The sequence below is a fragment of the Leifsonia sp. 2TAF2 genome (genome assembly GCF_052115085.1).
Classification (GTDB): domain Bacteria; phylum Actinomycetota; class Actinomycetes; order Actinomycetales; family Microbacteriaceae; genus Leifsonia.
In genome coordinates, this window is record NZ_JBFRFY010000001.1 from 506,273 (window position 1) to 518,343 (window position 12,071).

The following is a 12,071-nucleotide window of genomic DNA, read 5'->3' on the forward strand; positions in this document are numbered from 1 at the left end:
GCCCGGTCATCCGAGGCCAGCCGATGTAAGTCGGCGATCAGCCGCCGGAAGGATCGGTCGAGTGACAGGTTGCGCAGCCCGACGGAGTTCGGCCTGCGCTGCTGCTCGCGACTTTTCTAGCGTCTCTTCCACAGGCGCGCGTTGCATCATTTCGGTCAACTGGGACTTGGCGGAGCTCTCGGTTGGAGCGACTAGCACCGCTGCGTTGTGCGCTTTGCCGCGGGTGAGACCGACGTATAAGCCAGCTGCATCCACTCCGGGGCCGACGAGCGATCGGTCCGTTGTCTCGCCTTGAACGCCGTAAACGGTTGTGGCGTAAGCAAGGTGGATGTGCTCCTCGGCGTACGGGAGGCTGACCTTCCGCAGGTCCGTCGTGTCGGCGCTCGCCGCAAGGATCACATGGTTTCCACTGATCGCCTTCACGGTCCAGTTCTGACGATTTTGGACATCAGCTTCGCTATCGTTGCGCCGCGTCTGGACGACGTCTCCAATGAAGATCGCTTGGCCTGACTGGCCGGAGAACCCCCTGGTGATGGATATCGCACCGGATTCGATCCGTCGGACCTGGATGGATTCGCTGATTTCCTGCGCTTCAGCGTGCGTAGCGGTCACCAGCGAGATCGTCTCGCGACGTTGTGTCGCATCGAACCATCCTTCGACCATCGCGTCCCGCGCCGCGATGTCGCTGTTTGTCATCACGACGTGGTTCGTTCGAATCAGCTCGTCAGCTACATCGCGCATTTCGTCATCGCTCCGCGGGTCACGAACCCGCATCGTAAGGTCCGCCCACTCCGGATCCTTGAAGCGATGAGTAGTCGTGAGCTCCACGTGCCGAAGTGAACGGCGCCAGAAGAGCGCCATTGCCCCCGAGTGTCCAACGGGCAACACTTGTCGCTGATCCCCGATTAGAGCGACGCACGCGCCGGTATCGTGCGCGACGTCGAGGAGCGCGGACGCCGTCTCGAGATCCAACATGCCGGCCTCGTCGACAATGATGCGATCCCCGGGGTCGATTCTCATCCGTGGGCCGCGATAAAGCTCAAGCGACGTGGGTTCCTTCTCGCCGATTGAGAGCCGCTTCCACACGGTTGCGCCAGAGGCGGCAGTCTGCCAGCGCCATCCGTAATCGTGGAGGAGCTGGTGAAGCGACGAGGACGAGCTCATGGTTTCGCGTCCAGCGACAGCGGAAGCCTTCTTGGTCGGCGCGACGATGATCATCTTGTGACCGCGTCGCCGCAGAGCAGCTCCGGCCACTCTGAGCATGGTTGTCTTACCGGTGCCGGCCGGGCCGGAGATAACGACGTTGCCGGATGTGCCGGCGATCGCGGCGGCACCGGCGAGTTGGCCGTCATCGAGCATTCGGTCGCGCTCGATAGCGTGAGCGATCGCAGCGACCTCTGCTGTGTCCAAGATCTGCCCCGGTGCGGAGAACGCGTCGACCTTTTGCGCGAGGGCGGCCTTCAGGGTCGCGGTGGAGACCGCCATAAGGTGTTTGACGTGTTTCGGGGCATCCGGCTCCGAGATAAGGGTCACCGTGTGCGCGTGCGCCACGACTTCGTCGGCAAGAGCCGTGAGGACGTCTCGGTCGGCAACAACGCCGGTACCGGCGATCGCGCGGAGCGCGCCAGCTCGCAAGTCCATCAGGCTGAACCGGCCGCCGTTACCGGTCGATCGGGCATCCGCGTCGACAACGGCCTTGGCCGCCAGCAACTCGACGTCGAGATCCTGGACGGTAACAGACGGCAACAGCGCAGGAGAATGCGGCATCCCAAGCGCGGGGTCGGCGGTATGTAGTTCTTCCCGGACGAGCGCCGCCCAGTCATCTTCGTTCAGGTTGCCGGGCTTGTTCGGTCGGCCGGTTGCCCATGCCCACCGGTCGATCTGGCTCAGCACATCGTGGGAGGGCTCCTGCCCCGGGTGCTGTTGCTTCCACCACGCGGTGCGGGCGACCTTGTTGGCTTCGATCTGGGCCGACCGCTTCGACAACGGCCGGACCACGTGCTGCAACTGGGTGATCTCCCCGCCGTTGTTGAGGGTGAACCCCTTGGCCGTAAGGGCACTGATCCAGGTGGGGTCGGTGCGGGAGGCGAGGTCGCCTTCGGCGTTGATGACGTTTTGGAAGCGCAACGCGACCCGGGTGTCGATGTTGGACCATTTGCCGTCGTGGCCTTGGACTTTGACGTTGAGCCAGAGGTGGCGGTGCTTGTGCGGATCCAAGGACCGTGAGCGTTCGTGGCGGAGTTCGACGACCTCGATCCGGCCCAGGTTCTCGCGAATGGCGCCGCCTTTGCCGCGGCGGGCGTTGAGCTCGGACTGCCACAGCTTGATGACCCGGTCCCGGAGCCGGTCCTGGAGGTCCTCATAGGCGGCTGCAAGCTCGGGGTCGAGCATGGCGGCGATGGAGAACGACTTCGGCGCGTTGATCGTCGCATCCAAGATCAGGTCCGCGACTGGGGACTCGAGGTCGCGGCCGCGGCGTTCCGCGGTGAGTGGGTCGAGACCGTCGACCCAGTTCTTGAGCTGGCGTCGGGTGAGGAGGTCGTCGCGGATGTTCCCGTTCTCGACGATGTACCGGGTCATCACCGCGTCGGCGTAGCCGGCGGCGGCGATCACCCCGTCGGTGGTTTCGGCGGTGAGGGTGGCGTCGCAGACACCGCTGAAGGCGTAGTTGACCGCTTGCTTGACCCCGTGGGACTGCTGTCCCCGCTTCCATCTGGCTACGCCGCCGCGCACCTGAACTCACCTCCCTCGCAGCTCATCCGGGCTTCCCAACTGGGCAGTCTCGTCCTTGGTCGGAAATCGCCCTCTACTTACTACTTCCGGTTCGACGGGCGTTTTGGCGCGCATTTGGCGCGCGCTGCTGCTTTTCCCCGAACTCGCTCCCTCCGGGAACGGCGACGACCGGCCGCATCCGGCACTCCAACGACCGGGTAGGCGAGTTGCGCCGCGGTGCTGCCTCAGAAACGAATGCCCTCATACCTACACGTTGTGTTTCCGAGCCGGTTTTGACGCGCAAAACGCGAAATTCGTTGAGTCCGGCGCCAAACAGACCCCTGCAGGATGATGGCGAGGGCTAAGCCGATTCCTTTTGGGACCGCAGATGGGCGGCGAGCCGGGCCAGATTGACGAAGGGCACGCATGCTGTTTCTGCGGTGAGCGCCGCGAGCCATCCGATGGGGGTGGTCGGGTCGGCGGCGATCGCCCACCCATCCATCGCATACTGGCTGACGGTCTCCACGCATTCCATCTTCTCTGCGGGAGTCGGGTTGGAGGCCCCTTCTACACCGAGGAGTCCGCCTTGCAGCTCTGGGGCCATCCTTCTGGTGTCGATGATGAATACCCGCATCCCACTCACTCCCAAGGTCGATCGTTTTGAGTGCCTTTCCGGCGAGTGATTGAGAGCGAGTGGAAGGGGCGTAGTGCCGGGACCGTGGAGTACCGGGGGAGCGCAGCGGAGGAGGATACGCCGCGAAAGCCCGGCACGGAGCACCGGGAAGGAGCTACGATCGGGCGGCGGAAAGGCCCTCAAACCGCAGCAGGGCAGCGCCGCCTGCGGCGTCCTCGAACAGGCCCTTCGGCCGAAAGGGATGTGGCGCCGGGTCCGCGAATTAGGAGGCTGGCGGCGGCCGTCCGGCGTGACGTCGCCAGCCGCAAGCAGACGGTCTTCGCCCGCGCGCTAGTGGTACCGCGATGCGCAGCATCGAACGCCGCGCATCGTGCAGATCGCTGCAACCAGCTTTACAAGGCGCCCCTTGAGAACCGGACCCGGTTGGGCCGTGCCACTTAAGTGCCTACGTGCATTCGCCTTTGTTGACCGTTGTGTCTCTGCCTTGCTCGCAGCCCGTCTTCTTCTGTCTGTTCCCTTTTGCATCTCGTCTCGAGCTGTTTGTCATTCGTCTTCCTTGGTTCCTTCTTCCTCTTTCGTGCTTCCCTTTAAGCGGGCTTTGACCGATGGGACATCCGTCGGCTGGGCTTGTCGCGCCCGATAGGCGCCACTGCCCCCGGGGTCGCTGGCTGTACGGCTCCCCGGAGGACATGCAATCCGACGTGCGGGGCCCGCGACCCGGCAAGACCGCCTCGCGCGATCCCGGCGATTCTCAACGCCCCGGGGCGCGGTGATCGTTGCCTCGAACAAGCGCGGCGTGCGGATGTGGGTTTTGTCCTGCCCAACGCAAGGGAAGAACCCAGTTGGTCGAGGGTGGGACGCGAGCTTGACCGGGCGGATGGCGCTCCCCCGGTGAGGGCGCAATAATCGACGCTTGTGGCTGATGTCTTGGTTCTCCACGGTTCCCCGGGGTCGGGAAAGAGCACTCTGGCCCGTGCGCTTGCGTTGACCCTGGGTGCGGCCGATATGCCGTGGGCTGTGATCGACATGGATGAGCTCAGCCTCGTTCATCCGTACCCTGGCCGGTGGTTCCCGCGAGAGAATCTTCGCGCGATCTGGCCGAACTATGTTGCGGCGGTGCCCGACGTCAAGCTCATCATCCCCATGGTGTTCAACGACGAGCAGGAGGTCCAGATGATCCGCGAGGCGCTGCCCGGCGCGCGACTGATGATCTGTGAGACCAGCGCGCCCATCGACATTCTGAAGCAGCGTGTGACGGATCGAGAGCCGACGGACGAACTGGCCGCCTCGCTACGCAACTGGGTGGACGTCTACCACCGCCGGTCGGACCACGAACGCATCCGGCATTTCCGTGTTATCACTCACCCCGCGACGGTAGGCGACTCCGTCAGCGAGATTCTCGACCAGACGGGATGGCTGCCAGTTGCGAAATGAATCGCGCCGTGGTCTCACGGCCGACAGGTCCGCTTGATCAGGCGCGCTCGACGGGGAGCCAGAGCTCGCAGGTGGCTGTGCTGAAGTCGTCGGCACGGTCGAGTACGGCGACGATGGACGGTCCGGGCCGGAGCCGCCAGGGGTTCGACGGGAACCAATCCGTCGCGGTCGCAGCCCATGCCTCCTGCAGCGCAGCCGGGTACTCGCCCTCGGTGTGGAACACCGCCCACGTGCCGGCCGGAACCTCGATCGTGTCGAGATCGTCCGCCACCGGAGCCGAGCCCGTGACAGCTACTCCATGCAGGTAGGTCAGTTCGCTTCCCTCGGTGTAGTCCGGGTCGACGTCGGCACTGACCTGGAGCAGGCCGGCCGGTTCGACATCGCTTAGGGCTTTGAGGCGCGCGTGCTCTGCCGCCGGCAGGGAGGCGATATGGGATTGGATGTGCGCGTTGATGCCCTCGTGAATGAGGGGCACGCGGGCGGCGTGGCCGACGAGGAGAAACTCCGGCCGGTCGATGATTCGGGTGTCCATGGTGATGTTCCCTTCTACAGTCAGGCGGAACCTGAGTTGCGGTTGCGTTCGAAGGGGGCCGCCATTTCGCTTGACACTGCCGACGCTGACGCCGTGCACTGATCGGAACGCTCGGCCGAATGCCTCGGTTGAGCCGTAGCCGTACCGCACCGCGATGCTCAGCAGGTCGTCGTCTCCGAGAACATCCGCTGCCGCGACTGACATTCGGCGACGCCGGATGTAATCCGACAGCGGCATCCCAGCGAGCGACGAGAACATCCGCCGGAGGTGGTACTCCGTCGTGCCGAGTTCCCGCGCCAAGGATGCAACGTCGAGGTCGTCGTTCAGACGATCCTCGACCAGTTCGACCAGCCTGTTCACGTCCGCGATCATGGCGCCTCCCTTCGACACCCACACTTCCGGGTCGTCACGATCGGCACCCTACTATCGCGGTCCGATCGGATCGCCTTTGTGCTCCGGAACGTGCCCTCTAGACGATCGCCTTGCGGACATTTCCTGTCGGCCCCCAACGTCGTCCTCCATCCTCGGGGCCGACGACGTCGTAACTGTTGGGAGCGACCGCTGGCACGCAACCCCTGCAGTACCGATATTGGAAGTTAGATGCATGGGTCGGCCGCTCGCCTGAAGTACGCGCGCGGGGGCTCGGCCGATTTATGCCACTGGACGTGTGGTGCCGGCCGTGGCGAGGTCGAATAGATCAGGTCTGGCCAGTTTCGTGGAGAAGGCACGAAGGATTGCCAGAACGAAGGTGCCGAGAGCGATCGACGGCCCGCAAAGCCCGAGCACGTAGCGAGAGAAGAGGAACTGGTCATAGGCCGCCCGACTCACCTGCTGATCGCCTGCGTCCGTGATCAGAAAGTAGTCTCCCGCGCGGGTCACCAGATCAGCGTGCTGCGGTGAGCCGGCGATGCCGATCACTGTCAGGGCAATGCCCACAGCAGCGGCTATCGCGATCACCCACCGGTGCGCGGAAGGAGCAAGCTTCCACCAGGCGGCTGCTATCGTCCGCAACCTCCTTCGCTCCTTGATGTCACTGCGGGACGTCACCGCCAGTACGGCCGCCGTCAGTACGAAGGTCATCGCGACCAGCGCGGCCACGATAAAACTCGCCCCGTAGATCCAGGGCGTTCCCTTCGCCGATGCGCCGATTGCGCAGATCCCACCAGCGAGCACGCAAGCGGTCGCGGTCGTCACCGAGGCAACGTCCAGCAGTCTGCGGCTGTTCACCGTTCGATCCGACAGTTGGGTTCCTCCGATCCCCGCGTAGAACCCTTCGCCCACGCCGATTCCGCCTCGAGATGGGGTGATCCCGGCCTTCCCAAAGTCTGTATCCGCGGTCCTGGCCCTCCCAGCCGGGTCCTGCGGATCCCCATAGGGCAGGGAAACATCGCGACGTCTGCAGACTATCCACAAACGCCGAACGTCGATCGCATATCGGTCCTCTTGCGACTCTGCCCGGTAGCCGGTCCATCAGCGAGGCACACCAATGTGGTTTAGACGGATTCGGTGGACAGCGTTGTTTCGCGGCTGGGCGATTCCCGTAAGACCCGCCCGCAAAAGTGCCCGGTGATGGTGCCTCAAACGTGGCGGCGAGTCCAACTTCGCTTGAGCGACAGCCGCCTTGCGCCGAGAGGTTGGGACCGCCATGGATGTTATGTGTGAGCACATCGGTGACGCTTCTGTATCAAAGGATCGGTGAAGCCTGGGTCTTTGGCGGTGACTCTTCTCCTCCATCTTTGAGGCATGAGCAGTGTTGACCCCGTTGGTCCTCGTGTCCGCCGTGCGGAGAAGGTGCTGGCGGTTCTCGCCGACGCATGAACGGGCGGCCGTGCGTGGGCTGAGCCGCCTGCTTTTATTGGTTGCGCCATGCCGATAATGGGGTGATGAGGGCACGGAGCTTCGTGGCGGCCGTGGCGGTTCTCGCCGTCACCGCAGCGGTCGTACTTGTGCTTGGCAGCTGCACCGGGGTGGGGAGCGGGTCCGCACATTCGGCCTCCGCGCACCCCACACCGACCGGTGCCACACCGGGGCCGACGGCCGTACCCAGCACCGGTGCGCCGGCGGCGTCGGGTGCGCTGCAGCACGTCGTCGTGATCCTGGAGGAGAACAAGCCCGCATCCCGCATCGTGGGGAACGGCGATGCGCCGTACTTCAACCAGTTGCTGAAGCAGTATGCGCATGCGACGCAGTACAGCGCTATCACCCATCCGAGTCTGCCGAACTATCTGGCGCTCACCAGCGGCACCACCGCAGGCATCACCTCCGACTGCAACCCGCCGGGAGGCTCCTGTCTGGTCACCTCCCCGAACCTCGCCGACTCCCTGCGCGCAGCGGGACGAAGCTGGAGGATGTACGCGGAAGGCATGCCGGCGCCCTGCTCGGCCGCCAACACGGACCGGTACGCGGTGAAGCACAACCCTTTCCTCTACTACCCGAGCGTGACGGCGTCTCCGGAGTACTGCCGCCAGCACGATGTGCCATTCACCGCCCTCGCGGCGGACCTCGCCACCCCGTCGTCGCTTCCCGCGTTCTCGTTCGTGAGTCCGGACCTCTGCAACGACATGCACAGCTGTCCGATCGGCACCGGCGACGCGTGGCTCTCCCGCGTCATTCCGGAGATCCTGGCATCCCCGGCCTTCACATCGCAGCGGTCGCTGCTCGTCGTGACGTTCGACGAGGGCGACAGCAGGGACAACGTCGTCGCGTGCGTCTTCGCCGGGCCGGCCGCCCGGCGCGGAGCCGTCTCGAACGTCTCCTATTCGCACTACTCGCTGTTACGGACGATCGAAGACGGGCTCGGCCTCCCGCCTGTGGGGCAGAGCGCGGCAGCTATGCCGATGACGGACCTGCTCGGGCGTTGACGGTGGCAAGCATCCTGTAGGTTAGGTGAGCCTTATCGTCATCCGGAAGTGAGAGTGCGTGAACACGGGGACCGTCATCGCGATGGGCGTCATTGCGGGAGGGACCATTTTCATCGGGCTCCCGATCGGTCGACTGGCCGCTCGGGGCACCGGAATCCGCGCCATGCTGAACGCGATCACCATCGGTGTGCTGCTGTTCCTACTGTGGGACGTGCTCGGGCATGCCGTGGAACCGGTTGAGGCCGCGCTCACTGCCGCGTCGGTCGGTCATGCCGCCTCCTGGTGGCCGTTCATCGGCTTGGCTGCCCTGCTATTCGCCGGCGTCGCCGTCGGCCTGCTTGGGCTGGTGGCGTACGACCGGTGGATCAGCCGACAGGGCCGGGCATCGCGGCGCCCTGCGGCGGCCGGAGGCGGCGTACTGCGTCTCAATGAACCCGCGAGCAGACTGGCCTTTCTCATCGCCGTCGGCATCGGCCTGCACAATTTTGCCGAAGGACTCGCGATAGGGCAGTCGGCGGCGAGCGGTGAATTGCAGCTCGCGGTCGTGCTGGTCATCGGCTTCGCGCTCCACAACGCCACGGAGGGATTCGGGATCACGGCTCCGCTGGCCGGCTCCGTCCATCCTGCGCCGTGGGCTCAGCTCGGCCTGCTGGGTCTGATCGGAGGCGGCCCGACCCTGGTGGGCACTCTGCTGGGAAGCGTGGTCGTCAGCGATGCGCTCGCACTGGTATTCCTCGCATTGGCCGCCGGCTCGATCGTCTACGTGCTGGTGCAACTTATCGGCGTCGCCCTCAAGCTGAACCGCGGTCTCACCCTGTACACCGGGATCCTCATCGGATTGTTCGCCGGCTTCGCGACCGACTTCGTCGTGACTGCCGCCGGCGTCTGACCCGTCCCCGCATCTTCACCGTCCAACGCGAAGGCAGACATACCTCCGGAGGTGGATGCCTCCGGCCGGTGCGGGGGGTGATCATGGCGGCATGTGGGTTCAACGCGTCGTGTTCGCTGTAGTCGTCTACGGCCTCTTTGCTTTGGCGGTCGGGTCGACCTACGTGATCGTCCAGCATGAGGGCCGGAGTGCGGTCGAGGACGCACCGCGGGCGCTTCTGTCCGGAGAGGTCGTGGGGCAACCCTCCCGTGTCGACCTCGCTCGCTCCCAGGGCATCTTCTGGACACGCTACGACCGAACTGACCGGCCGATCCATGGGAACGGGTACCTGCATGGGGTGCTGGCGGACCCGCCGTCAGGCGTGATCGACACGGCCCGTGAACGGGGCGCCGACGCGGTCACCTGGGAACCTTCCGCCGGACTCCGGTTCGCGATCGTCGCTCAGGCGGAGCCGGACGGCGAGGTGCTGATGGCCGGGGAGTCCCTCTCCCGCACGGAGGAACGCGCAGCTCAGTCGTTGATCATCGCGCTTGCGGTGCTGGTCGCCGGCGCTGTGATTACGGGAGCGGGACTCGCCGTGTGTGCGCTGGTCGGGAGGGATACGACTGCCGGCGGGCGGATCACCCCCGCTTGACCGCATAGCGGTGCTCGGGACGGCCGGTCGTTCCATACCGCAATTCCAACCGCAGAACGCCGCTCTGCTCCAGCTGTGTCAGCGCGCGTTGCGCTGTCGTCCGGCTGACACCGACCGCGGCGGCGACGTCGGAAGCGGAGATGCTCGATACGCTGCCGGAGACCACGTCGAATACGGCTTGCAGGGTCGGGGCGAGCCGGCGGATCGCATCCGCCTGGGCGGCCGTCGCCGGTCGCAGAAGATCGAAGATCCGGTCGACGTCCTGCTGGGTCGCCACCGCCGGAAACCGGGCAAGGTCATCCTGCGCCCGTCTGAACGCGGCGAGCCGCTCCGCCAGCTCCGCGAAGCCGAACGGTTTCACGAGGTAGTGGAGGGCGCCGAGCTGGACCGCACGACGAACCGTGCCGAGGTCGTTCGCGGCGGAAATCATCAGGACGGCCGGGGGATCCGGATCGGCGAGGAGACTGCGCACCACCTCGAGGCCGTCCTCATCGGGCAGGTACACATCCATCAGCACCAACTCGGGTCGAAGCGACGCTGCTAGAGCCCGGGCCTCCGCCCCCGTTTGCGCGGTGCCCACCACCTGGAAGCCCGGCACGGCCTCGACGAAACCGACGTGCACCCCGGCCACCCGGAAGTCGTCGTCGACCACCAGGACGGTGATCGGGTGCTCGCTCACCGTGTCACCTCACCCGACTGGGCCCCGGTACGGGGGAGGACGACGGTGAAGGCGGCACCCGGACCTTCTGACACGGTGACGGTGCCCCCGAGCTTCGCCACCGTCGACTGGACGAGCGACAGGCCGAGCCCGCTATGGCGAACGGCGGAGCCTTGCTTGGTCGTATAGCCGTTGGTGAAGATCCGTGGGACCTCCGTGCTCTGGACGCCCGGCCCGTTGTCCGAGACGCGGACGGTGAGCGATTGGGGCGACTCGACGATGCTCACGACCGTCCGACGCGGCGCCGGTGCACCCGTCAGTGCGTCGAAGGCGTTGTCGATGAGGTTGCCCAGGATGGTCGTCAGCGCCTGGACCCGGTCCGGTGCCTCGCCGAGGTCGGTGTCGGGCGCGATGACCAGGTCGATGCCCCGCTCGTTGGCTTCCGCGGCTTTCCCGAGGAGGAGTCCGATGATCATCGGGGCGCCGATGTGGGTGCGCAGCGTGTTGTCGAGGTCGGCGGTCGTGCCGCGGATCTCATTCAGGTACTGCAGTGCCTCGTCCGGACGGCCGAGTTCGAGCAGCCCGGACAGCGCATGCATCCGATTGGAGAACTCGTGCTGCTGCGCGCGGATGGATTCGGCGAAGCTGCGCTCGCCGTCCAGCTGTCGGGTCAGGGCCGTCAATTCCGTCCGATCCTGCAGGGTGACGACGGCGCCGTGCTCTCGGCCCCCGATGGTCACGGGCATGCGGTTGATGACCAGGACGTAGTCGTCGGTGATCGCGATCGCATCCGTGATCACTGTCGTTCCGGTGAGGGTGTCGCGGATGGGGGTCGCCGCGAGGACCTCGTCCAGGAACCGTCCTCCCGCGCCGTCGGGGAGGTGGAGCAGCCGCCGGGCCTCATCGTTGACGACGGTGATCCGGCCGGCCGGGTCGATGGCGATGACGCCCTCCCGGATGCCATGCAGCGTCGCCTCCCGTTCCTGCAGGAGCCGCGCGATCTCATCCAGCTCCAGGCCGAACGTGCGCCGCTTCAGGAGACTCGCCAGCGCGAAGGAGGCGAGCGCTCCGACAGCGAGGACGAGCACGAACCACGCCGCGTAGGTCGGGAGTTCGGCCAGCAGTTCGCTGCTGACACTGCTCTCCCGGATGCCGACGGAGACTTCGCCGACCACGGTCGTGCCCTCCCCGAACAGCGGAACGCGGGCATTGGCGTTCACACCGGTCGCTCCCGAGTCCACCCCGAGGTGCACCCGGCCGTCTGCCGCGACCAGCGGCTCGGACACCTTCTGTCCGATGAGGGACGGATCGGGATGCGAGTGCCGCACCCGGTCGCGGTCAATGACGACGACGTAGTCGGCGCCGGTGCGTGCTGCGGTCTGTGAGGCGAGGGACTGCACCGTTTCGGCGCAGTCCGGGCCGGGCGACGTCATACAGGTGCGGATCTCGGGAATGCCCGCGAAGGTCTGGGCGATTCCCGCCGCCCTCGCCTGGTAGTCGGCGTCGAGGTTGCTGCGCGCGGTCTGCGCGAAGAGGACGAAACCGATCACCAGCGAGGCGGTGAGGATCGCCACCTGAGCCAGCAGGATCTGGCTCGACAGTCGCCTGATCCGTCGTCGCATCCCGGAAAGTCTTTCACCCGGACCCGCGCATTGCACGCGCGCAGAACGCGCAGAACCTTCGGCAACGCTCAGATCCCGGCTAATGGACCACAAGC

10 protein-coding genes are annotated in these 12,071 nt (G+C 65.8%); 4 read left to right on the plus strand and 6 right to left on the minus strand.

Annotated elements, in window-relative coordinates:
* Nucleotides 1-6 precede the first annotated feature (6 nt).
* Together AB4Z18_RS02405 and AB4Z18_RS02410 are read right to left on the minus strand one after the other, a co-directional pair.
* Nucleotides 7-2,733: an AAA family ATPase gene (locus AB4Z18_RS02405; protein WP_441781106.1), complete on the minus strand. Its 2,727-nt coding sequence runs from the start codon at nucleotides 2,731-2,733 to the stop codon at nucleotides 7-9.
* Nucleotides 2,734-3,073: 340 nt separating this feature from the next.
* Entirely contained in the window at nucleotides 3,074-3,346 is a 273-nt protein-coding gene (locus tag AB4Z18_RS02410) for a hypothetical protein (RefSeq protein ID WP_441781107.1), read from the minus strand.
* 1,026 nt (nucleotides 3,347-4,372) lie between these two features.
* Between AB4Z18_RS02410 and AB4Z18_RS02415 the strand changes: the two genes are divergently transcribed.
* On the plus strand, nucleotides 4,373-4,780 hold the full coding sequence (locus AB4Z18_RS02415; protein WP_441781108.1) for a hypothetical protein: 408 nt from the start codon (nucleotides 4,373-4,375) through the stop codon (nucleotides 4,778-4,780).
* Between the two features lie 37 nt (nucleotides 4,781-4,817).
* Here AB4Z18_RS02415 and AB4Z18_RS02420 read toward each other — a convergent pair whose 3' ends face one another.
* Together AB4Z18_RS02420 and AB4Z18_RS02425 are read right to left on the minus strand one after the other, a co-directional pair.
* Nucleotides 4,818-5,684 carry an AraC family transcriptional regulator gene (locus AB4Z18_RS02420; RefSeq protein ID WP_441781109.1) on the minus strand — a complete coding sequence of 289 codons (867 nt, stop codon included), beginning with the start codon at nucleotides 5,682-5,684 and terminating at the stop codon, nucleotides 4,818-4,820.
* Nucleotides 5,685-5,963: 279 nt separating this feature from the next.
* A complete protein-coding gene (locus AB4Z18_RS02425) occupies nucleotides 5,964-6,593 on the minus strand; it encodes a hypothetical protein (RefSeq protein ID WP_441781110.1) in 630 nt (209 codons plus the stop codon).
* 602 nt (nucleotides 6,594-7,195) lie between these two features.
* On the opposite strand from AB4Z18_RS02425, the gene AB4Z18_RS02430 reads away from it, so the two are divergent.
* The 3 genes from AB4Z18_RS02430 to AB4Z18_RS02440 all read left to right on the plus strand — a co-directional run bounded on the left by AB4Z18_RS02430 (nucleotide 7,196) and on the right by AB4Z18_RS02440 (nucleotide 9,696).
* Nucleotides 7,196-8,173: an alkaline phosphatase family protein gene (locus AB4Z18_RS02430; RefSeq protein WP_441781111.1), complete on the plus strand. Its 978-nt coding sequence runs from the start codon at nucleotides 7,196-7,198 to the stop codon at nucleotides 8,171-8,173.
* A 58-nt stretch (nucleotides 8,174-8,231) separates the two neighbouring features.
* Nucleotides 8,232-9,062: a ZIP family metal transporter gene (locus tag AB4Z18_RS02435; protein ID WP_441781112.1), complete on the plus strand. Its 831-nt coding sequence runs from the start codon at nucleotides 8,232-8,234 to the stop codon at nucleotides 9,060-9,062.
* 91 nt (nucleotides 9,063-9,153) lie between these two features.
* Nucleotides 9,154-9,696 (plus strand): hypothetical protein, encoded by a 543-nt coding sequence (locus AB4Z18_RS02440; RefSeq protein ID WP_441781113.1) that lies wholly within the window; start codon nucleotides 9,154-9,156, stop codon nucleotides 9,694-9,696.
* Here the strand turns inward: AB4Z18_RS02440 and AB4Z18_RS02445 are convergent.
* A complete protein-coding gene (locus AB4Z18_RS02445; RefSeq protein WP_441781114.1) occupies nucleotides 9,683-10,375 on the minus strand; it encodes a response regulator in 693 nt (230 codons plus the stop codon). The two genes, AB4Z18_RS02440 and AB4Z18_RS02445, sit on opposite strands and share 14 nt — an antisense overlap.
* Nucleotides 10,372-11,976 carry an ATP-binding protein gene (locus tag AB4Z18_RS02450; protein ID WP_441781115.1) on the minus strand — a complete coding sequence of 535 codons (1,605 nt, stop codon included), beginning with the start codon at nucleotides 11,974-11,976 and terminating at the stop codon, nucleotides 10,372-10,374. The genes AB4Z18_RS02445 and AB4Z18_RS02450 overlap by 4 nt, the downstream gene beginning before the upstream one ends.
* Between the last annotated feature and the right edge of the window lie 95 nt (nucleotides 11,977-12,071).